Below are 21,067 nucleotides of genomic sequence, written 5' to 3' on the forward strand. Positions count from 1 at the left end.
CTACTCCTGGAAGGTAGGCGCGGGGACATCCCTGAGTGGCGGGTAGTCGAGCCACGGGTCGCGAAGGGCTTCGAGGCGACGACCCGCGTGGTCCGGGTGGGAAACGCGAAAGTACGCCATCACCCTGGGGAAGGGCATCAGGTTCTTGGCCACCGTGTGAGGAACGAGGTGGTGCATCAGCAGGACGTCCCCCGGCATGCCGAGAAACGGAGTCCCGCGTTCCCGGTCGATCTCCGGCGCAACCTGCTCCGTCATCCCGAGTGACCACTCACCGGCGAACCAGCGGGCCATGGCGACGTGCCCACCGGGGAGATAGTGCAGGGCCCCGCACTGCGGGTCGCTGATGTTGGACAGGACGACGCCAACGAGCAGGGAGAACGTACGCAGTTCGCGCGGGTCCAGGTGCGGGCAGGAGACGCCATCGACGTGCATGGCCTTCTCCGGTTGCACGCCGGGGAACTCGCCTTCGGGCACGCGAATCTGGATCTGGGAGGTCGTGACCGGGGCGGCGTCACCGAGTAGATCGACGACGAGCCCAGTCGCGCCGGTCTCCGTGTAGAGGGAGAGCAGCTCTGCGCTGTCTCCCAGTTCCGGGGCGAAGGTGCGCCGGGAGTACGCGGGTATGTCCTCCGGAGTCATTTCCCTGCGGTACGACGCGTCGATCAGGGAGACGGCTCGCTTAACCAGGCCGGGGGCTGCCAGCCCGCGTCGTATGAGGACGCCGTCTCGTTTGAAAGTCGCCTTCTCCTCAGCTGTGAGACTCATTGGCCCTCCGTACGTCGGTCGGTTCGTGCGGTGTGGGTCGGACGAGCCGATCGAGGATGTCCGTGCATGCATGGAGAGCAGCGGTGACGAGGGTCTGGCCGTGCTCCGCGGTGGCGTGGCGCGGGTCGCCGCCGATGACACCGTGCGCGGAGATCGCGGGACTGCCGGATGACCAGGGCCAGGTGACGCCGCGGCCGAAGACGAGGCGCTGGATCTCCTCCCGCTGGCCGAGGTCGGGGATGGACCCGTTGGGGAGGAGATCCAGCCGTACGTGGTCGGGGGCGAGGGCGAGCATGAGGGAGGTCTCGCGGATGCCGGCGTGAACCTCAGGGAATTCGTCGGCGGCCTGGAGCTGACTGGCGGCAAGGGAGCCGGGGTTGACCACGCAGGTGGCTACGTCGTGCGTGCGCTGGAGCTGGTGCACGAGGGCCTCTAGGACGCCCTTGTTGCCGCCATGGCCGTTGACGATGAGGATCGCCTGTGCCGGTGTGGAGCGGACGTACTCCCCCACGAGCGTCTCGATCAGGGAGGTGTAGAGCGCGATGTTCAAGGTGATGGTGCCGGACGCCCACACGTGCTCCGGGGAAAGCCCGTAGGGCACAGGTGGCACGACCCAGAGGTCGTACCGGTCCGCGACATGCGTGGCCAGTCGGGCGGCGAAGCGCTCGGCGATGACGGCGTCGGTATTGAGCGGCAGGTGCGGGCCGTGCTGCTCCAGCGACCCCACCGGCAGGCAGAGAATCGACTGCTCACTCAACTCGGACGAGACGCACGGGGCCGTCAGCCTGCCGTACGACCTGTCCTCGCCTTCAGCCGTCACTTCCTGCCCCGCCGGCCGAGCCGGATGAGGAATTCGTTCTCCTCGGGAAAAGTGTCGTTGTCGCTGAAATCGGTCAGCCGGTTCTTCACAGCGGCCTCGAACTCCTTCAACCGGTCGCCGAAGAGATGGGGAGCGGCGAAGGACGTGGAGTAGAGGTAGCCGAGGATGCTCTCGGCGGACCAGATGCGCTGGACGGGGACGCGGACTTCCTCGACCTCGTCGAAGGGCGACTCCTCCATGATCTCGCTGTAGGGGCGGTTGTGGTGCTGGAAGGTGCCGGTCCCCGCGCGGCGCTCCTCCCCCAGGAAGCTCTTCACCACATCCCGGACGGCTTCCTTCCAAGGGCTGCCAGCAACCCAGAAGCTGTTGTCCCCAAAGATCGCGACCACGCCGTCAGGAGCGACCTGGCCGTCGAGGAGGGCCAGGACGGCGGCTTGGTCGAGCCAGTGGAACGCCCGGCAGATGGTGACGAGTTCGGCCTGCCAGCCAGCAGGTGGGCTGAAGTCCTCAGCCGTGCTCTGGACGAGCAACAGGCTGGACCCCTCGGGGAGCTTCGGCCGCAGCGCCAACTCGGCCGCGGCGAGCATGTCGGCGTCGTTATCGACGGCGATGATGTCGCCGAAGCGGCCGACGAGCGCCTCGGCCACAAGACCTGTCCCCGTGCCGACGTCCAGGAGCCGGCGGGGGCCGTCGTTGCGTACGGAGGCGGCGCGGTCGAGTACCGCTGCGACATCCTCGGGGATGCCGGGGCGGAACTGGCGGTAGTACGAAGTGGTACCGGTGAAGAGGCTCATGTGACGCTCCCTGCTGCGAGGTGTTCGATGTGCGTGGCGGCTGCCGCCAGGTCCGTTGCAACGAGTACACGACTGTCAACGACCAATGATTCATCGGGGACTTGGCGACCGCGGGATATCCAGACGGCCCTGAGGCCCGATTCCACGGCTCCCACAATGTCGCAGGTCCAGTCGTCGCCGACGTGGATCACGCGACCGGGGCCGACCCCGAGTTGGTCAAGGACAGTGTGGAAGGCGCGCGGGTCCGGTTTGGTGTGGCCGATGCGGCAGGAGGGGAAAAAGTCGCTTACCCATGGGGAGAGCAGGCCGCGTAGTCCCTCGGTGTCGGCGTCGACGCAGGTGACGTTGGACAGCGTGACCACAGTCGCCACGGCACTGACTCGGCGCAGCGCCTCCGTGGTGCCGGGAAAGAGTCGGAACGGGGCCGGGGCAAGGTCGCGGGGAAAGGCTTCCGAGGGCATCTCCAACGCCTCGCAGACCTCCGCCACCACGGCGTCGGTGAGCGCTGGTTGGGTGTGGAGACTGGCCCGCATGACCGACCGAGCCTCAGCCGCTGGCAGCGGGGAGGCTTCGGTCAGTCGCATCGTCAGACCGGGGCCGTCGGCGGTGCCGAGGGTTCCGCCGACGTCGACCGTTACCAGGAGCGAGGGTGCGGTGGTCATCAGGGCTTCTCCGTAGTCGTCGGCAGGGCGGAGACGATGGCTTCGACGCGTGCCTCCCGGATGGCGGTCGTGGTGGACTCGGACAGGTAGGTCAAGACGTAGCGCAGCTCAGCCGCGTCCAGCGCCTCCAGGGATCGCCCCTCCTCTGCTGCCACCTCCTGCAGGTCGGCTGGAATGGTTCGCGGTCGCAGACCGTGTGGCAGGTGGAGCGTCCCCTGCCACACGGCGCCCAGGTCGGGAACGGCGGAGTGGTCCACCGGACGCAGCACGGTGACGTCGTCCAGGGTCAGGATGCGGACAGGGACCGACGAGCTTCCCACGTCGAGGCTGCCCTTGAGGAAGGTGTTATGTCCGTCGAGCCGCTCGGAGAGCACCAGCAGCGGTCCGTCCGGGCCGTGGCTGACTGTGCCGGTCACGGGTAGGTTCAGCGATGTGCTGGGCATGTGGTGCTCCTCGGGATCGTGCCGAGACCAGGGGTGTCCGGCAAGGCGATGCGTCCGTGCTCGAGGCGAAGTGGAACGTCGTACAGGCGCTGGCGTCGCGGCTCCCACTGGAGCCGGTACTCAACTGCTGGCACCGCGTCGGGGAAGGCTGCCGCGAGGTGGAGGCCGGGAACGATCGAGCGACCATGTGGGTATACGGGGACAGCCTGGGCTTGGGCCAGCTCGACGATCTGCGTCGCGCGAGTGAGCCCGCCGCAGCCGACAGCGTCGAGAGTCAGCGCGCTCGGACGGACGTACTGGATGAGATCGGCGGGGTCCTCGTCGCAGTGGACACGCTCGCCGACGGCCAGAGGCAACCCTGTGGCCGTGACAAGTCCGTAGATATTCAGGTCGTGCTGCGGTAGCGGATCCTCCAGCCAGCGCAGGCCGGCGACGTCCACGCGCCGCGCGAAAGCCATGGCCACGACTGGAGTCCAGGTGCCGACGGCATCGACGGCGACAGGGGCACCGATGGCATCGGAGCAACGCTCCACAGCTCGTGCCATTCGCGTAGCGGCCTCGTCGGAGGAGTCCTTCGCGGCTCGGCGAAGTCCCCACTTGGTGAACCGCCAGCCGCCCGTCGCGACTCCGCGCAACACATCCAGGTCGTCGCAACTGGTGAGGTCTTGGGAGAGCCACGAGGCATAGGCCGCCACGGATACCTGCGGCGTCCCGGTCGCAAGGAGATCTGCAACAGAGCGCGAGGTGAGGCGACCGTGGAGATCCCACGCTGCACAGTCGACCGCGCCGACCGCCCACGACGCGACGTCGGAGGGTGCGATGCGAGCAGCCTGCCGCAGTCGGTTGAGTAGGCCATGGTGGTCCGCGGCGTCGGTCCCCTGCACCACCGACGCCAGTGTGTCTCTCGCGTAGACCCCGATCCGCTCGCTGACCGGACCATAACAGCCGGTCTCTCTCGCAGTGTGGACCATGACGAACAGCGCGTCGTCTCCCGGGCCCGGCGCCCTCGCGTACCTCGGTGACCTCCAGCCGTCCGATCGTGGAAGAGGTCATCGGACCACCTCATGGGTCGCGAGCAGGAGCCCGGCGGCCCGCTCAACCCCTGCCCGGTCCATGCCAAGGGTGTGGGCGAGCAGTCGCTGGGGCATGGGGCCGGGTGGTTCTTGCCAGCCGATGACATCGACGGCGCGGTTGAGCCGTCCGGCCAGGAGGCTCCAGACAGCGGCCGGGTGGCCGAGGGTGAGAACGAGAACAGCGGCGCGGGCGCCGAAGTAGTGGTCGATCTCCTGGGCACTGAGCCCGCGCGGCCACAGCTGGGCAGAGCCGAGGACGGTCAGATCGAGCAGCGTCACCACGCGGATGCGGCAGCCGTGGCGTTCCCGGAGGTAGTCCACCGCGTCAGCGGCGACGGCAGCCGGGATGTCACCCGCCGTGACAACCGTGAGGTCAGGCTCTTCGTCGTCGCTCAGGTGCGGCCAGATCGCGAGGCCCCGCTCGCATTCCTCCTTGATCGTCTCCACGGGGTGAGCGGTGCGGGTGTACTTTCCCGCGACAACGAGGTTGACCCTGTCGACCGAGTCGAATGCCTCGTCCAGAACGGCGGCAGTGCGCGCCGGATCGGCCGGTGTCAGCACGTGCACCGCAGGAACACACAGGCCAAGGAGCGTGGTCGCAAGAGACGGATCACCGTGGCTGTGGACGTTGTTCCAGCCGTAGGACGTGAGCAGGAGGTTGAGGCTGGGAAGCCCTCGCGCGCCGACCATGCGCCGCTGCTTGATGTGGCTCACCAAGCCGCTGGTGAGCAGTGGTGCGAACGCTTCGTACGAGACCATCACGCCTCGGCGCCCGCTGGCAGTCCAACCGGCGAGCCACTCCAACAGCACTTCCTCCGCGAGGAGTTCGTGCGTCCAGCACTCGCCGACGAGATCCGGGAGTCGGTTGGAGGACAGCTCATCCGGGCTGAGGACGCGGAAGTCCCCGCGCGTAGCGTGCTGCTTGACGACGTCGGTGACCGCCTCGGCGAAGGTCCTTACCCGCCGGTACGCCGAGGCTCGCTCCTCCGCGCCTAGGGACTTGACGGGAGCGAGGGAGCACCAGCGAACCGCAGTCACCGCCTCGGCGAGCGCACCGCGAGGACGCCCGTCCGGGCCGAAGAGATCCGCAGGCCGGTAGGAGGCGAGCCAGTGTTCCAGTCTCGTGAGCTGATCCGGGTCGGCGCGTGGGCTGACCAGCGGAGTCTTGTGCAGGTCGGGGGTGCCCAGCAGCGCACGGTCTCCGAGCGATGCGGGGCCACCCCATCCCTTCACGCAACGCAGGATCAGCACCATCCGTCGTCCCATGAGCGTGTAGTCCAGCGCGTTCCACAACGCCGTCTGGAAGATGCTGTGCTCGTGCGGAGTCCCCGTCACGACATGGACTACCTGGGCCACCCAGCCCAGGCCGCCGAAGTACGCACACAGCTCTTCGTCGTTCATCGCGCCGAGCAGCGACTGCTGCCCCATACGGAATCCATTGACATGCACGATGGGCAGGACCGCGGCATCAGGAAGAGCTCTCTGCCCCAGCCAGCTCGCGGCGGTCGTGGGGGTCTCGCACTCACCGTCCCCGATGATGGGCACGACAACCCTGTCCGGGGCGTCGAGTGCGGCGCCCTGGGCGAAGGGAAGACAGCCACCGAGCCGTCCGCCCAGGAAGCCGCCGGCGGGGAGCGCGGGCGAGACCTCAGATCCGAGGCCGTCCACGTCCGGGAACGCCTGGACCAGTCGCCGCAGGCCATCCGCATCCGGGCCGAACCGCGACCGTACCTTCCCGAGTTCCCCGGTCACCCAGGTCGCGGAGAGCTGGACGACGCCAGCGTGTCCTGCGCCCAAGAGCGGCACCATATCCACTCGCCGGTCCAGGCGCCCGGCGGCGAGCACGATGTGGGACAACGCCCACGCGGTGCCGGGCACGGTACCCCAGTGCCCGGAGGGGCGTTCCTTCACCTGCTCGGCGACCAGCGGCTCCGCGAGCAGAACGTTGTCCCGCAGGTGCAACTGGCAGACCGAGGCGTAGACGGTCGCCCGCCACAGAGCATCGGCCAGAACGGCGGTCTCGGTCACCGCACACCAACCAAGGGCTCACCGGCGAAAGTGAAGTACCACAAGGGCCGGTAGCACTCCCATGCGGCGGGTCGCAGACCAGATGAACCCATGATGTCCTCGATCACCACGCGTGCTTGGAGGTAGTGCTCCAGGTCCTGGGCTCCGGGGGTACGCAGGCCCGCCATGACCGAGTTATGGGCCTGGTAGACCTGGAAATTGGGGAACTCGGTGACGTACGGAGCCAGCGCACCGACGCCCGCCTGCAGCGCTGCGAGTCCGTCCAACCCCACGATGTAGGTGAACGAGGTGCCGTGACCGGCGGCCAGCGCACGGCGGAGCACTCCTGGCATCTCTGATGCGACGAGGACGGCCTTGCTGGCCTTCAGTAACAGATCCCGGCGGGTAAAGCACTCCGCTGTCAGCCGCAGGACGAAGGGAGCAACATAGGTAGCGAGTTGATCGAACGCCTCCTCGGACCCCAACACCGACGTCAAGAACCCGATGCGCGCGTTCACGCGATGCTCGCTGAGCACGGTCCGCAGAGTGCGCAGATGCTGCACCGCCGCCGCCTCCCGCTCGAAGCACCCGGTCGAAACGGTCACCTCTCGCAGTTCCGCCAGGTCGCGACGCGGATGCTGCTCACGCAACGCCGCAAAGAGCTCCCGCAGGTCCCGCTCCTCCGAGAGACGAGGATCAGCCGCAGCCTCCAGGGTGTTGGGGCAGAAGGCGCACCCCACACAACGGCTGCGCGCATTCGGGTTGAGCGTGAGCGCCGCGCCGCCGTCGCGGAAGTATCCGCCGACTGCCTCGTCCGCCTCAATACGCTCGACAGTTCCAACCGGCGCGTCGCCCAGCGTGAGATGCCCACCCCTGAGCCGGAACGGGGACCCCGTGACGTTCAGGGGAACAATGAGCTGCCAGGGCACCGATGGGGCGCTCGCCAGTCGGACCCGGACGCGTGCGCGGTAGCGCGGCAGATCGGAGTTGATGCCGTGCAGGTTGACCGCGATGAGCAGCGCGTCCTCGACGGGCACACGATACTTGGCCGCGAGCCGTTCCACCTCCCCGAGCATGGAGGTGGTGCTGGCTTGTCCGCTTAGTAGTGCCGTCATGCGCGTGCTCCGTCCAGTCAGCCGGAGGAGATGGGGGCGCCGGCGGCCCGTGGAGCAGTCAGCCGCCGCCGGCACAGAGACTGCCGTGGAACGCGAGGACGCCGAACGCCGTCCTGGGATTTCTCCGGGACGTCCTGGGGCGTTTCAGTCGCTGCCGTGCGCCAGCGAACGCAGATGACTCACCAGAGCAGAGACATCCCGCAGGTCAGCAAGCACAACAGCCGCCCCGGCTGCCCGCAGCTCGGCGACGCTATGGATGCCAGATGCCACCGCGATGACATGCGCATCAGAGTCGTGGGCGGCCCGAACGTCGCGAGGGGTGTCCCCGATGAGCACGACGGGGGTGTCGTGCGGAAAACCATGGGCCTGCTGAATGTGCTCTCGGGCCACCTTCACGAGGGCGGCACGGTCCTCCGAGTGCTCTCCGTACGCCCCGCACTCCATATCCAGCAGCACATCGAGCCCAAAGGCCCGCAGCTTCACACCGGCGTTGGCCGCGATGTTCCCGGTCAGCACCGATGAGACCATGCCCGGCTCCACTGCCACCGCGGCGAGAGCTTCAGGCACGCCGGGAAGAGCACGACCGCGCGCCGCGAGGTCCGCGTCACGCCCCACACCCGCAGCCTCCAAGGCGAGCACGATGCGCTCCCAAGCCGGTGATTGCATCCCGTGGGCCCGGAACATCTCGGCGAGGATCAAGCGGTCGGTCCGGCCTTCCGTACGGGGCGGTTGGAGGGGCGCATGGCCGGCGACCGCTGCGAAGGCCGCCGCGTAGATCTCCTTGCTGACACCGGAATTCTCGATCAGCGTGTGGTCGATGTCCCAGAGCACGATGAGTGGCACACCGTCAGCGTAGGCACGCGCAGGTTTCAGTGTTTCAGCCCAATGTCGGAAGTGGCTCTTGCGGTAGGCGGGGCGGTCCGGTTGGCTTACCTGAGTGAATGAGCGACTGCGCTCCGCACTCGTACAACGCGGACTGGGGGTAGAGGAGATGGCGAAAGCCTGCGCGGTCGACCCCAAGACGGCCAGCCGCTGGATCGGCGGCCGGGTTCCCCACCGTCGGCATCGCTGGACCGTCGCCAACCTGCTCCGTGTGGACGAGACTTACCTGTGGCCAGAGGCAGACCAAAAGACGTCGCGCTTCGGTTCCCCCCAGTCCGAGATCGCCGATACATACCCGAACCGCGCGAGCGTCCCCCGCGACGTCTGGATCTCCCTGCTGTTAGGGACGATGAAACAGATCGACGTCCTGGTCTTTTCCGGCACCTTCTTCGCCCAGACCAACCCTCACATCGCGCGCATGCTCCAGGAACGCGCGCAGGCCGGGGTGCGAGTGCGGCTGTGCTTCGGCGATCCGACGGGAGAAGCCGTACGCATCCGTGGCCACGAGGAAGGCATCGGCGACAGCCTGGCCGCCAAGATCAGGGCTTCGCTCACCTACTACCGCACCCTCGTCGGCCACCCGGGCTGCGAGATCCGGTTGCACGACACGACGCTGTACAACTCGATCTTCCGCTACGACGACCACCTCCTGGTCAACCCTCACATCTGGGGCCAGCCGGCCAGCGCAAACCCGCTCTTCCAGCTCCGCCGCACCGCCAACGCAGAATGGTTCGACCGGTACGACGAGAGCTTCGAAGCGGTCTGGACGACCGCGCGCCTTTGGGCGCCCGACAACGCCGACAGTAAGGAGTACCGCCGCAGTGGGCAGGATTGAGTACTACAACGACCCCAAGGCTCCCAAAGCCAATACCCTGATTCCCGCCAGCGACATGCTGGTCGTGAACGATGAAGGCGAGATCCTCCTGCAACGGCGCCGCGACACCGGCCAATGGGCCCTGCCCGGAGGTGCCCAGGACATCGGAGAGACCGCAGCCCAGTGCGCGGTGCGCGAATGCGAGGAAGAGACCGGCATCGTCGCCGAGGTCACCGGATTCCTCGGCGTCTATACCAACCCGCATCACATCGTCGCCTACACCGACGGTGAGATCCGCCAGCAGTACGAGACCACCTACATCGGCCGCCCCATCAGCGGTGAACCCACCATCAACGACGAAGCCGACGGCGTCCGTTTCGTCCGGCCCGACGATCTCGACGACTACGACATCCACCCCAGCATGCGCCAGCAGATCGGCGACTACCTGGCCGGCACCTACCCCTACCTGGGATAGTTACCTGAGATAGCTACTCAGGGCACCACGCCCAGCTCGGTCGCCGCCGCCCGCACCCGACCCACGCTCTCGTGGATCTCAGGTGCGGCTCGGCGGATGAATCGCCCGACGACACTGTCCTCGCCGTAGCGGCCCAGGATCTCGGCCACCCGCTCATCCGACGTCGTACGCCCGCCGTTCGGTGTCGTGGTCATGTCGCAGTAAACCAACGCGTCCACCAACGGAAGATCGTCAAGCAACGGGAACTCGTCGGCCAGCTCTGCCCGCAGCCCGCGCTCCTCGGCCTCCATGAGCGCGAAGGAGTGGTTCGCCACCAAGCGCGCGACTCGATCGTCGACCGCGTCGAGCGTCCGCAGATGACGTGCACCGTCGAGCGGATGAAAGCCGGTAACGACCAGCGGCGGCGCGTACCCGACGTCGTGCAGCGCGGCAGCCGCCTCCAGCGCCTCAGCCCTGTCGCCCACGAGGGGGGCGAGTCGCTTGGCGCAGGCCGCCACCCCCTGCGTGTGCGCCCACCTCCGTGGCAGGCTCTCACTCAGCAGTGCTTCTGCCAGGTCGTATGCATGCCCGAGTGTTGTCGTCACCCCGGGAGGATACGGCGGAAGCAGTGCGCAGGCATGGGGATTTGTGATGGCAAGCAGGGCGAACTCCGCCACAACCAAGGACGCGGATACTCTGCCGACACCGGGAGTCATCCCCCGCGAGACCGTCGAGGACCTCACTGCGACGCTCGCCGAGTTCGAGGCGGTCGCGCAGCGTTGGAGGGCCGGGGTCAATGGCGATCCCTGAGGCTGACCTGCACCGCATCCGGCTCTGGCGCCGCAAGCGCGTCCCCGAGCACCTCTGGGACGACGCCGACGTGTCCGTCATGTCGACCTCGTCGAAGTCCGGCCGCCATGGAACGGGATCGGCGAGCACAACCGCTTCCCGATCGCGCGCCTGCGCTACACCAAGTCGACCGGGTTGTGGAGCCTCTACTGGCGGGACCGGCACCTCGAGTTCCACGTTTACGACCGCACACAGCCGACCAAGGCCGTGCAAACACCTGCTTACCTACCTTGCCGAGGGCAACGACCCGATCTTCTGGGGATAGCCCGCATTGCCCAGAACCCACTGCCACAGGCATACGCGACTCCCTGGTCCACATCACCTGCCCGACGATGCGCACAACGTTGACAAGAGTCAAGTGTTGGCTGTGGCCAGGCGCCCTGAGGCCACGATTGCGTGATCCGATCAGCGGCGGTGGAGAGGATCAGCGGGCTACAGGTCCGAGCCTGAGTCTGTGGCCACGTCCGACGCAGCAGTGTGGCGGTATTTCGTGGCTCTACACCCTCATCTGTGAAGAGCCGCTTTTCGACTCGGTGCCGCCGCATTCTCACACTCCCCCGTTCACCACGGCGATCCGGAGGACCGATCCAAGATGCGACACTCAGGATCTGGCCCGCGATGAGCAGTGGCCCCTCCGAGAGCCGGGTACTCAAGTAGGCTGCGTCCTGGCGCCGCTGGGGACGGGGCTATAGAGGTACGACCTCAGCGAAAAGGAAGCCCTCCCGGATCAGAGATCCAGGAGGGCTTCTTCGGGTGACGATCGGGCGGTTCAGTTCTGATGCGCGCGAACGGCCATCAACAACTCTCCGAGCATGTTTCGTGCCAGGGATCTGCTCATGCTGCGGTTGCACGAACCCCAGAAGGTCGTGCCAATAGTTCGTCTCCACCAGCCTCAGATCGCCCGTGTCAGCCAACCGCACCGAGAGAGCAGGGACGGCGAACTTCGCCGTGATCGCTCGCTGCATCGCCCAGACCCGACCGCCGACGTCCCAGCCGGGCCGAAGGGCAACCCGGCGGCCGCGGAGCTTGTTCTCCCCTGGCGTCGGCGCCTCGAGCACATGGTGCTGCTGGTCTTCGTCGACGGTCTTCAAGACGTTGAATGCGTGCTCGGCCGAGGCAACTTCGGCATCGAGGAGCGACACAAGAAAAGGCGTCTGGTCGAAGTTCGACAGGAAAGCGAGCTCCGGTGAACATGGGTGTCCGATCTAAATGGCCCACGGCTATCACTCCCAAGTCTTATCCACTCGTCTGGCCGGGCGCCCCCGAATCAGCTGTGCTGATGCCTGAGCAGCACAGCTCAGCGCAAGAGTGCGAAGGGGTCCCCGTAGCGAGGCGTGCGCGGGGGCCTTGACCCTGGTTCTTGGACACGCTGAATCCAGCATCTGCTGGAGAAGCGAGATGATCCTGACCATGGCCCGCAAGAACTACTCCGATGAGTTCCGTCGGCAGGCCGTCGACTTGTACGAGTCCACCCCGGGCGCGACGCTGAAGAGCATCGCGGCTGATCTGGGGGCCGAACGGGCAACCCTGAAACGCTGGGTCGACCTGTACGGGACGGGCAAGAAGACGGCCGCGGACGGCACGACAAGCACCCGTCGCGTGTCCAGCCCGAGAAGCGGCGGCTCGCAGCCACCGTCGGAACCGGAGACCCCCGAGCAGAAGATCGCCCGCCTCGAGACCGAGAACGCCGCGTTGCGCGGCGACAAGACCAAGCTCACCACCGAGCGTGAAATCCTCCGCCAGGCGGCCAAGTATTTCGCCGGAGAGACGAACTGGTGAGTCGCTTCCAGTTCGTCGCCGACCACTCCACCACCTCTACCAGGTCATGTCCTGGCTGGAGCGTGAAGCGGCTATGTGAGCTCGTCGAGATCGAACGATCGTTGTACTACGCCTGGATCAAGGCAGCCCCGGCCCGCCGGGTCCGGGGCGCCGCGGACACCCAGCTCGCAGACCGGATCCGGAAGGTCCACACCGACGACAACACCTGCGGTGCACCGCGGATCACCGCCGAGCTCAACGACGGTGTCCCCGCTGATCAGCGAGTGAATCACAAGCGGGTCGCGCGGGTGATGCGCGTCAACGGCATCGCCGGCTACCGGCGACGACGCAAGGTCCGCACCACCATCCCCGAGCCCGCGGACCAGAAAGTGCCCGACCTACTGAACCGAGACTTCACCGCCCCGGCCCCGAACCTGCGCTATGTCGGGGACATCACCTACCTACCACTTGCCGACGGCAACAACCTCTACCTGGCGACCGTGATCGACTACTACTCACGCCGCCTGGCCGGCTGGGCGATCGCTGACCACATGCGCACCGAACTCGTCGAGGACGCGCTCAAGGCCGCGCAGACGACCCGTGGAAACCTCGCCGGAGCGGTCTTTCACAGCGATCACGGGTCGGTCTACACGTCCAAGGACTACGCCCGGCTGTGCCACGACCTGGGTATCACCCAATCCAAGGGCGCCGTGGGCACGAGTGCCGACAACAGCCTCGCCGAATCGTTCAATGCTTCGTTGGAACGCGAGGTCCTCCAAGACGACAACACCTGGCCCGACGAAGCCACCTGCCGCCGCCAGACCTTCCGATGGCTGGCCCGCTACAACACCCGCCGCCGGCACTCCTGGTGCCGCTACCAATCCCCGATCACCTACGAAACCAGCTACGCCGCTACGCTCCCGTCAGCGGCATAATCCACCACCGTGTCCAAGAACCGGGGGTAAGGCCCCGGAGACTGAAGTCGGGATCACACCACAATGTTGTGCTCGCCGGCCAGCTCTTCCAACTCTGTCGTGAGTCGGCATAGGTCAGCTGCGGCCGCAGACCAAGAGAACTCTGATGCTGTCTCTAGGCCCATTGCGCTCAAGGCCCCCGCGATCTCCCGTACGCACGGCAGGTACTTACGAAGCAGCCGCAGCATCCGCTCGTCCTCCCCATACCCCAGCTGGTACGGGATAGATCCAGCGTTGTCTTTGAGATCGCTGGCCTTGATCAGCACCGCCGGAGTCCGCGACCAGGCCAGCGCCGTCACGTGGATCTGGTAGCTCTCCAGGTCGACCACAGCATCGGGGTTCGTCACCTGATGCACGTACTCTGCCGTCCCGTCGCCGTAGAGCCGGGCCAGGCAACACAGCGTCGTCTCGCCTTGACAACCAAATACGCTGAGCAGCTCTCCGGAGCAATCTTCTACAACGTCATGCAGCAGAGCCGCGGCCACCACCTCTGGATCACGCACGCCCCATCGCATCAGCCGCAACGCCACGCGAAGCGGGTGCTCGACATACGGCACCCACGGCAGACGACCGCGCACGAACCTGGTTTGCCGGCGGTGCAGGAAGGAGGCCATCGCAGCGGCCGAGGTGATGAGCTCGCTCGACTCGGGCATGAGTCGAGCAGCCTCACGGCCGAGCTCGAACACCAGCATCGACGGATCCATTTGTTTGAGTGGGACCTGCGGGAAGTCAGTGGGCAGTGCGCTCATGGTGTGCTCGCATTTCTTTGTGGGAACGAGCTACTCGATGGTCGCCATTCCCCCGGCGCTGCGATGCAGCGCACTCATCCAGTCCTTCGTGACCGCACGAAGAAGACACCGACCGGGATACCTCCCGCCGGAGGCGTCGCATCAACCCACCGGCACCCCCATCCGGCTGAATCAGCTCAGCCCTGCACCGGCCCCGGCACGTGCTCCAGCGGATACAGCTTCTTCCAGAGTCGAGCCAAAAACTGCTGGTCGTCCATCTCGTCCTCATACCCCGAGGCGACGCTGAGTGCATGCGGATGCAATCCTCTGTGGTCGCCTTCAAGTAGTTGGACCAACTCTGACTTGAAGGTCGTCAACTCCTCGTCATCAGGCGCAGCGATGGCCACACGGCGTATCAGGTAGTGGTAGTTGTTGAAGCGAATCTCCGGGTGGACGTACTTCTCCATGAAGTTCAGGACAGTGGTGAACGGAAGCGCCCCAGGGTGCAACCAGTAGCGGTCGGCGACCTCCAGTCGGGGATCCTGCAAGACATGCCGCTCCGGCTCGGGAGTCAGCGCGCAGATCTGGTGACCGCCCGCCTCCGTCTGCGAGTTCGGCACGAACCGCACAATGAAGTGCCCGTTCTCAAAACTGGGGATCTGCTCAACAGCCGGCTTGGCGAATTCGCTCAGATCTTCCCCGGTCCACCGCGCCCAAGTCAGTCTCCGCCGCACCAACCGGGCGTCCAGCCAGTCACCGGCCAAGGCGAATCCCGAACAGGTCTCGTGACCCGTTGGACCGAGCAGGTCGGCGATCGGGATCTTCACAGCATCAGGAATTCTGCCGCCAACAGCCGGCGTGTGGAGGCCGCGACGCCCTTCCGGGTGCTCGACGACAGCCATGAACGCCACCACGAAAGCAGTCGCGTCGTGAACTCTCGTCGCCTCCGCACCGCAGACATGTTGCCGGTCATGCTTGAACCCATCGAAGCCCATCATCCGCATCCGGGAGTGCACCTGCGCTGGGTCCTCGCAGTAAGCAACCCGCCGCCGCTGGAGCGTGTCATCACCGAAAGCCGCGTGCCGCTTGTGTGAATGCCCGAGACCTCGGTCGATCGACGCGTACACGCGCTGCACCCGCGGATCACACTTCGACACCGGCTCCAACCACGGTCGCTGCTTCTTGAACGCGGCGACATACTCGACCGCACCCTTCAGCTCAAGCTCCCTCTGGTTATTCATCAACTAACTTCCTTCCACGCCTTTTTGGTCAGGAACCGGGCGGCTAAACAAATGTGACCGCGAGGTCCATGCAGTACGGCGCAATTACCCGCCAGGCCTAGCAACAGGCTCATCTGGATACAGCTCGTGCCACAGCCAGTCCAGGAACTCCTCGTCGGTGCTCCAGTCGTCATACTCTGTTGCTGCCTCGATCGCTCCTGGTCGCAGACCTTCACGTTCGCCCTGGACCAGGCGGGCCAGTTCCGCCTTGAAGACCGCCATCTTCTCCCCACCTCGCCCAGCCCGCGCCCACTCAACCAGCTCTTCGAAGTTGTCATTTCGAGCTTCGGGATGGTAGAAGGTCTGAATAACTGCAAGGAACGTTGCAAATGGCACGGAGTTATCATCCAGCCAATATGACTTCGCCATAAACGGCACTCCTTCCAACGCTTCCAAATACGAGGGAAATCACCGACTGGCAGGCCGGCTCTGGCACAGGTACGGCGGGATACAGTTCGCTACAACCGGGCTAGGAACTCGCCATCGTTCCATCGGTCGTAACCCGCCGCGAAGCCGAGCGTCTGCAGATGAAGCCCTCACGATTCCCTTCCAGAAGCGCGATCAACTCTTCCTTGAATGTTTCTCAACTCTGGCACTCGACCACCAATATCGAGGCATGCTACGAAACAACCCAGGGCTGGCCGATTCAGTCTGACTCAGCCACGGCGGACGTCGGTACTGGTTCACTTGGAAAGAGCTCATACCACAGCCACGCGAGAAACTCGTCGTCAGTGTCCCAGTCGTCATACCCGGCCGCTGTCACAATCGCCAGTCGATGGATTCCCTCTCGGTTACCCTTCAATAAACTGCCGAGTTCGGACTTGAAGGTAGCCAAACCGACATCGCCCGGATCACTCAATCTCGCTCTGGCAACCAGGGCATCATAGTTGTCATTGCGAATCTCCGGATGGTAATACTTCTCCATATACCTTAGAAATGTTCCAAACGGAACGGATTTATCATCGAGCCAATACCTATCGATCTGCGGCATTTGTAGCTCTTCCTCCTACTTATCGACTGATGGCGGTTCGACGAACATGGTGCTGATCTCGTACGCCGTGCCGTTCGACTTGAATCTGACTACTATTTCTCCACCCTCGAACGTTTCGATGGGGATCGCCCTCGGCTCAGCTAAATCGGTAAGGTCTTCGCCGAGCGCCCGTGCCTTCAGCCACTCCTTGCGAACCTTCCGTGCATCTTCGCCTTCAAGCCGATAGCCCGAGCAGTACTTATGACCGTCATCGCCAAGAAGTTGCGCAATGGGCACCCTGAACGAGTCTGGCGATTCGATCGACGGGCCGACCGGCGTGGCAAGTGCCGCCTGAACTTCGGGGAGTTTGACCGCCGCAGCGAAGGCGGTGACGAACGCTGCCACGTCGTGAATGCGCGTGGCCTCTATATCGCAATAATGCTTCGTATTCGGGTTCAGACCATCAATTCCTGCCTCGCGCTTGGCGATGTCGGTCTGCGCGGGGTCATTGAGATAGGCGACACGATCGGCGTACATCTGGTCGGTACCCATCGGGCCGTGGCGGATATGGGCATGCCCTGCGCCTTGGTCGATGGCGGCGAAGATTCTTTGCACCGCCGGCGAAGCGTCCATGGCTGGTTCGAGCCAAGGGCGCGCTTCCACGTTCTTAGCGATGTATTCACCCGCGCCTTGGTACTCGAGTAGGAGCCGGACATCGGGGTCCAGCGACTCGATGACGTCGGGATCGAGGTTTTTGGCGGAATCAGGCAGCGGCCCAGGTGGGAGATTGGCCTCGGCCGTGTCCCAGTGCTTTTCATGCTCGGCCAGACGCTCTGCGGAGCCTGTCCTGGGAAGCTCGGTGGGAGTGTTCTGATCAACAGCCTCGGGCACATCGGCAACCCAGGTCTCGCTAGGTGGGTCCCCGAGGCCTGCGCCCGGCTTCGAGTCATCCGGCCGAGTTGGTGCCTCTGTCGACGACACCTCCGGCACGCCGCCCTCAATAACGGGTTCCGGGACGTCGCCTGCCCCTGCAAGGTTCGGCCCTTCCGGTACCGCCGGCCGATCGGCGACTGCGGTCGGATCCACCACCTCGGCGGCCGCTGACTGGTCGTCGTTCGCGTCGCTATCGGCGGCATGCTCATTGGCGTGAATCTCGGGCTGCTCCAGCGGCGCACGGTCTTCGGCCTCAACGGTCCGGGTCGCAATCTGATCGTCAGGAGTGGCTCGGTCCTGAACATCACCGCCCGCCTCAGTATGGTCGTCGGATCCCTTGCCGAGGCGGGTAAATGCGGGGTGCTCGAGCATCTTTGCGCGCAGGTCCGCGGGCAGCCGGTCAGCTGAAGCCGGGAGAGTCGGTGCCGAGTCACCCTCCGGCGATGCGTCACGTCGACCTTGCTGGTCGACGGTGTCTGCAGCATCATGAGCAGGCCGGGTCGAGGGCTCATCCGGCCGATCTGCCTGAGCCTCGTTCAGGCGTGGGGCAGGTGTGTCCTTGCTTGACTCGGCCGGGGGCGTGGAGCGCCCGTCGGCAGTTCGGTCCCCGCGATCGGTGGGTTCCTGCGGCCTGGGGCCGGCGAGGTCCGCCGGGCGATCGACACCTTCACGGATGGGCCGCTCGACCGGAACGTCAGAGCTGGGCGTCTGGTCCGAAGAGTCGTCCGGCTCGATGGGTTCTGGCCTGCGTGGACGGTCCATAGCGCTATTCCCCCGCGCTTCTCAGCGCCCGGAGGACATGTCGATGCCACTGTCTGGGCACCGTCATCGTGTGCATTCCCGTGGGGTCTGCAGCAACTCGGGTGGATCGACCGCGTGATCGACCCTGCTCGCCTCAATGTCGTCTTTGGTCATCCCTGTGCGGAGCTCTACGTGCCCGTTGTAGGCCTCGTCGACAGCCCAGATGCGCCCACCCGGATCATCGGGAAGAATTGACCGAGCCCACAGCATGACCTCGACCGCCTGTTCGTCGGTACCGTCGGTGGAGATGCTGTCGCCAGTGCGGAAATGGAAGATCTGGAATGCTGGCTCGCCCGGGCGATCGATCCGCGCCGCGACGTCGACAGGCGATTCGTCACCCGCTCGCGGCACGAGGGAGGCGGCCTGTGCCCCGAAGCCGTCCACAATTGATTCCTCGAATCGATCCTTAGCCAGCTCGAAACCATCCGCATCAGGCGACAGGATGATGATCGTCGGCATCGCTATCCTTCCTCGGACCAGGTTCCACATCAGCACCTCCAACGCGCACCCTCTGGTGACGCGCCCACGGCTTATCCGACGTGACCGGTTTCGTATACTCAGGCTCAGTTAGCCGCGCACCTTCGCGGGGTGCCAATCGGGCAGCAGTTCGTTGTCGCGCGGGTAGAGCTCCTGATCTTCTTTCAAGAGGTCATCGGCGGCTTGTTCACCGAAGGGCCGACGATCGTAGTCGAACTCGGCTTCGATTCGACTCTCCGGGTTGACTATGAAACTGGCGTTGTACCAAGTGCCTTTGCCTGGTTGATACATCTCTGCTCGAAGACGGTCGCAGGCGATACGTCCGGCGCGTTCGATCGTGTTTGAGAGGTCGGTGGAGCCGTCTTCCATGTCGATCTCAAGGTCGGTGCCGATCATGCCTGCCGCGCCGGTCGCAGAGAGCCGGAGGACTCGCCAACCTGGGCGAGTGGCGCGGAGCATGGCCGCACCGATCTCGGTGAGTCGCTCGCTGCTCTGCTCAAGCACTGGGGTCATCCTTTCGCTGCGCTGTCTCGTGAGTCTGCAGCTACTCAGGTGGATTATCCGCGTGATCGACCCAGCCTGCCTCAATGTCTTCCTTGGTCATCCCTGAATTGAGTTCTACGTGGCCGTTGTAGGCCTCATCGACGGCCCAAATGCGCCCGCCCGGATCCTCAGGAAGAATAGAGCGGGCCCACAGCATGACCTCGATTGCCTGTTCATCTGTGCCATCGGTGTAGATGCCGTCGCGGGCGCGGAAGTGGAAGATCTGGAACGCCGGTTCTCCCGGCCGATCGACCCGTGCCGCGACGTCGACAGGCGATTCGTCAGGTGCCTCTGGTACGAGGGAAGTCACCTGTGCCCCGAAGCCGTCGACGACCGCTTCCTCGAAACGCTCCTTGGCCAGGTCGAACCCGTCCACATCGGGCGACAGGATGATGATGTTCGGCATTAGTGCTCTTCCTCCGACCAGACCTGGATATCCAGGTCGATGTCCTCGCCGAGAATCCTTCGTGCTCGCTCTCCCAGGAAGCGCGCTGCGGCGTCCGTACTCGTCACGAGTCTGATCCTCTCAACGGGATTGGCATTGTGTTGCACGACACTTGCATAGCGATACATCTCGCGATCGAACGGGCGCAGCATCACCTCGAGCATGCGGGGCGGCACTGTGCCCTCGTACAGGCTGCGATCGGGCCGCGTCACATACTTCACCTCCACCACGACCACGGTGTCGGGGTCGATCTCCAGACCGTCTGCCCAGATCGTGCTGCCGGGCTCCGCCGTCTGTAGTTCCACCTCGACATCTCCAACACGCGCCCTTTGGTATTGCGCCCACGGTTTATCCGACGTGACCGGTTTCGTGTGTTCCGGATCAGCCAGCCGTTCTTCGACCCAACTGCGACGCTTCTCGGGATCCGTCCACTGGCGCTCCTCCAAACCAGTCTGAACACCGCCCGAGGCATCGGCGTTCGACGCCAGCAGCGAAGTCTCGGATTCCTTCCGGCCTTCTGCGACAGCTTTGCTATCGCGGAGCGTCGTGAGCGACTCGCCATCTGGCACCACCGACTCGCCGGCACCCTGCACCACCGACTCGGTGTCGACTGCAGCACCGAGCCAATGTGGCTGCTCTTCATCGGCACCAACCTTTGCGACCGAGTCCGCTTCATCGAAGCTGCGTTGGTCGTCCAGCTCAATGTCGGAGCGTGGTTCGGCGCTCCTCGGGTCGTCTCTGCCATCGGAGTCCGGGATTATGTCCTCTGGCGTGGCCGCGATCTCATCTGCTTGGTTCGGAGCGTCGGCTACGGCCGGGGTCTCCGGACCGGCGCCCGCGGTCTCCTCATTGCGCGCGGAGTCGCCTTCGGATTGCTCCTCGGGGGAAGAGGATCTGTCGTGGCTTTCGGTATCGGGACTCGCAGCGTCGCCGTTCCGCGTCGCTGGCTCGGTCACATCCGCGAGTTCCGGCTTGCCCCCGTCCTGCTGTCCCTCAGGACCTACCGCCTGTTCCCCCGGCTCGCGGCTCCGGAGGTCGTCGTCTTCTTTCGAGTCAGCATCGTCACCGGATCCCCAGCCGAGGCGCGTGAAGACCGGGCTCTGAAGCATCTTTTCGTGCATGTTCGCGGGCAGCCGGTCAGTGGCATCATGAACGGCCGATGTCGCCTCGCCGGACGTCTGTGGGTTCTCGGTCGTTGCTGCGTCGCGCTGGCCTCGCTGGTCCACGACGTCTGCGGCGTCACCTGCGGGCCGAGTCGAGGGTCGATCCGGCCGGCCTTCCTGAAGTTCGTCCAGCCGCGAGTCAGGCGAGTCTTTGTCCGGCCCGGTCGAGGCTGCGGCTCGCTCCTCGACGGTTCGCTCGGCCGAATCGGCGACACCCTGCTGCACGCGGGATTCAGCATCCGGCCGGTTGTCGACGGGGTCCGGGACGGTCCGCTCTACCGGAGCGTCCGGGACGGAGGCTTGCTCGGAAGGGCCGT

Annotated in this window: 25 protein-coding genes; 5 read left to right on the forward strand and 20 right to left on the reverse strand. The window is 65.3% G+C overall.

Annotated elements, in window-relative coordinates; translation table 11 throughout:
• The 9 genes from F1D05_RS09810 to F1D05_RS09850 form a co-directional block, all read right to left on the reverse strand.
• On the reverse strand, positions 1–765 hold the full coding sequence (locus tag F1D05_RS09810) for a phytanoyl-CoA dioxygenase family protein (protein ID WP_185447029.1): 765 nt from the start codon (positions 763–765) through the stop codon (positions 1–3).
• Positions 749–1,585: a creatininase family protein gene (locus F1D05_RS09815; protein ID WP_185447031.1), complete on the reverse strand. Its 837-nt coding sequence runs from the start codon at positions 1,583–1,585 to the stop codon at positions 749–751. The genes F1D05_RS09810 and F1D05_RS09815 overlap by 17 nt, the downstream gene beginning before the upstream one ends.
• Complete coding sequence (locus tag F1D05_RS09820) at positions 1,582–2,379, reverse strand: class I SAM-dependent methyltransferase (RefSeq protein ID WP_185447033.1); 798 nt, start codon at positions 2,377–2,379, stop codon at positions 1,582–1,584. The genes F1D05_RS09815 and F1D05_RS09820 overlap by 4 nt, the downstream gene beginning before the upstream one ends.
• Positions 2,376–3,041: an HAD family hydrolase gene (locus F1D05_RS09825; RefSeq protein ID WP_185447035.1), complete on the reverse strand. Its 666-nt coding sequence runs from the start codon at positions 3,039–3,041 to the stop codon at positions 2,376–2,378. The genes F1D05_RS09820 and F1D05_RS09825 overlap by 4 nt, the downstream gene beginning before the upstream one ends.
• Positions 3,041–3,484 carry a hypothetical protein gene (locus F1D05_RS09830; protein WP_185447037.1) on the reverse strand — a complete coding sequence of 148 codons (444 nt, stop codon included), beginning with the start codon at positions 3,482–3,484 and terminating at the stop codon, positions 3,041–3,043. Before F1D05_RS09830 ends, F1D05_RS09825 begins: the two co-directional genes overlap by 1 nt.
• The gene (locus F1D05_RS09835; protein WP_185447039.1) at positions 3,466–4,455 is read right to left on the reverse strand and encodes an enolase C-terminal domain-like protein; all 990 of its coding nucleotides are present in this window, start codon (positions 4,453–4,455) and stop codon (positions 3,466–3,468) included. Before F1D05_RS09835 ends, F1D05_RS09830 begins: the two co-directional genes overlap by 19 nt.
• Before the next feature lie 78 nt (positions 4,456–4,533).
• Positions 4,534–6,585 carry a hypothetical protein gene (locus F1D05_RS09840; protein WP_185447041.1) on the reverse strand — a complete coding sequence of 684 codons (2,052 nt, stop codon included), beginning with the start codon at positions 6,583–6,585 and terminating at the stop codon, positions 4,534–4,536.
• Positions 6,582–7,628 carry a hypothetical protein gene (locus F1D05_RS09845; protein ID WP_206686143.1) on the reverse strand — a complete coding sequence of 349 codons (1,047 nt, stop codon included), beginning with the start codon at positions 7,626–7,628 and terminating at the stop codon, positions 6,582–6,584. The genes F1D05_RS09840 and F1D05_RS09845 overlap by 4 nt, the downstream gene beginning before the upstream one ends.
• A 195-nt stretch (positions 7,629–7,823) precedes the next feature.
• On the reverse strand, positions 7,824–8,522 hold the full coding sequence (locus F1D05_RS09850) for a haloacid dehalogenase-like hydrolase (RefSeq protein ID WP_185447044.1): 699 nt from the start codon (positions 8,520–8,522) through the stop codon (positions 7,824–7,826).
• Between the two features lie 250 nt (positions 8,523–8,772).
• Here F1D05_RS09850 and F1D05_RS09855 point away from each other — a divergent pair, with 250 nt between their 5' ends.
• Both F1D05_RS09855 and F1D05_RS09860 read left to right on the forward strand, forming a co-directional pair.
• Positions 8,773–9,396 (forward strand): XRE family transcriptional regulator, encoded by a 624-nt coding sequence (locus F1D05_RS09855; protein WP_246486567.1) that lies wholly within the window; start codon positions 8,773–8,775, stop codon positions 9,394–9,396.
• A complete protein-coding gene (locus tag F1D05_RS09860) occupies positions 9,383–9,850 on the forward strand; it encodes an NUDIX hydrolase (protein WP_185447048.1) in 468 nt (155 codons plus the stop codon). The genes F1D05_RS09855 and F1D05_RS09860 overlap by 14 nt, the downstream gene beginning before the upstream one ends.
• Positions 9,851–9,867: 17 nt before the next feature.
• Here the strand turns inward: F1D05_RS09860 and F1D05_RS09865 are convergent, their stop codons facing one another.
• A complete protein-coding gene (locus tag F1D05_RS09865) occupies positions 9,868–10,434 on the reverse strand; it encodes an HD domain-containing protein (RefSeq protein WP_246486568.1) in 567 nt (188 codons plus the stop codon).
• A 46-nt stretch (positions 10,435–10,480) separates the two neighbouring features.
• Between F1D05_RS09865 and F1D05_RS09870 the strand changes: the two genes are divergently transcribed.
• Both F1D05_RS09870 and F1D05_RS40000 read left to right on the forward strand, forming a co-directional pair.
• Positions 10,481–10,639, forward strand: coding sequence for a hypothetical protein (locus tag F1D05_RS09870; RefSeq protein ID WP_185449873.1), 159 nt, complete (start codon positions 10,481–10,483; stop codon positions 10,637–10,639).
• A gap of 174 nt (positions 10,640–10,813) precedes the next feature.
• Positions 10,814–11,026, forward strand: coding sequence for a DUF3024 domain-containing protein (locus F1D05_RS40000; RefSeq protein WP_246486569.1), 213 nt, complete (start codon positions 10,814–10,816; stop codon positions 11,024–11,026).
• 338 nt (positions 11,027–11,364) lie between these two features.
• Here F1D05_RS40000 and F1D05_RS09880 read toward each other — a convergent pair whose 3' ends face one another.
• The gene (locus F1D05_RS09880; protein ID WP_185447052.1) at positions 11,365–11,820 is read right to left on the reverse strand and encodes an NADAR family protein; all 456 of its coding nucleotides are present in this window, start codon (positions 11,818–11,820) and stop codon (positions 11,365–11,367) included.
• A gap of 268 nt (positions 11,821–12,088) precedes the next feature.
• Between F1D05_RS09880 and F1D05_RS09885 the strand changes: the two genes are divergently transcribed.
• Positions 12,089–13,371 (forward strand): IS3 family transposase gene (locus tag F1D05_RS09885; RefSeq protein ID WP_185449079.1). Its coding sequence is split into 2 segments (ribosomal slippage): positions 12,089–12,437 and positions 12,437–13,371, totalling 1,284 coding nucleotides; the frame shifts between segments, so codons are not numbered across the junction.
• Between the two features lie 53 nt (positions 13,372–13,424).
• Here F1D05_RS09885 and F1D05_RS09890 read toward each other — a convergent pair.
• The 9 genes from F1D05_RS09890 to F1D05_RS09930 all read right to left on the reverse strand — a co-directional run bounded on the left by F1D05_RS09890 (position 13,425) and on the right by F1D05_RS09930 (position 20,975).
• Positions 13,425–14,102, reverse strand: a complete 678-nt coding sequence (locus F1D05_RS09890) for an HD domain-containing protein (protein ID WP_185447054.1) — start codon at positions 14,100–14,102, stop codon at positions 13,425–13,427.
• 233 nt (positions 14,103–14,335) lie between these two features.
• Positions 14,336–15,379: a hypothetical protein gene (locus F1D05_RS09895; protein ID WP_185447056.1), complete on the reverse strand. Its 1,044-nt coding sequence runs from the start codon at positions 15,377–15,379 to the stop codon at positions 14,336–14,338.
• 84 nt (positions 15,380–15,463) lie between these two features.
• Positions 15,464–15,787 (reverse strand): hypothetical protein, encoded by a 324-nt coding sequence (locus tag F1D05_RS09900; RefSeq protein ID WP_185447058.1) that lies wholly within the window; start codon positions 15,785–15,787, stop codon positions 15,464–15,466.
• Between the two features lie 277 nt (positions 15,788–16,064).
• Complete coding sequence (locus F1D05_RS09905; protein ID WP_185447060.1) at positions 16,065–16,409, reverse strand: hypothetical protein; 345 nt, start codon at positions 16,407–16,409, stop codon at positions 16,065–16,067.
• 15 nt (positions 16,410–16,424) lie between these two features.
• Entirely contained in the window at positions 16,425–17,693 is a 1,269-nt protein-coding gene (locus tag F1D05_RS09910; protein ID WP_185447062.1) for a hypothetical protein, read from the reverse strand.
• A 453-nt stretch (positions 17,694–18,146) separates the two neighbouring features.
• The gene (locus tag F1D05_RS09915) at positions 18,147–18,581 is read right to left on the reverse strand and encodes a hypothetical protein (protein WP_185447064.1); all 435 of its coding nucleotides are present in this window, start codon (positions 18,579–18,581) and stop codon (positions 18,147–18,149) included.
• Positions 18,582–18,689: 108 nt separating this feature from the next.
• Positions 18,690–19,103, reverse strand: a complete 414-nt coding sequence (locus F1D05_RS09920) for a hypothetical protein (RefSeq protein ID WP_185447066.1) — start codon at positions 19,101–19,103, stop codon at positions 18,690–18,692.
• A 40-nt stretch (positions 19,104–19,143) separates the two neighbouring features.
• Positions 19,144–19,548: a hypothetical protein gene (locus F1D05_RS09925; RefSeq protein ID WP_185447067.1), complete on the reverse strand. Its 405-nt coding sequence runs from the start codon at positions 19,546–19,548 to the stop codon at positions 19,144–19,146.
• Positions 19,548–20,975, reverse strand: a complete 1,428-nt coding sequence (locus F1D05_RS09930; RefSeq protein ID WP_185447068.1) for a restriction endonuclease fold toxin-2 domain-containing protein — start codon at positions 20,973–20,975, stop codon at positions 19,548–19,550. The genes F1D05_RS09925 and F1D05_RS09930 overlap by 1 nt, the downstream gene beginning before the upstream one ends.
• Positions 20,976–21,067 lie beyond the last annotated feature (92 nt).

The organism is Kribbella qitaiheensis (assembly GCF_014217565.1).
GTDB lineage: Bacteria > Actinomycetota > Actinomycetes > Propionibacteriales > Kribbellaceae > Kribbella > Kribbella qitaiheensis_A.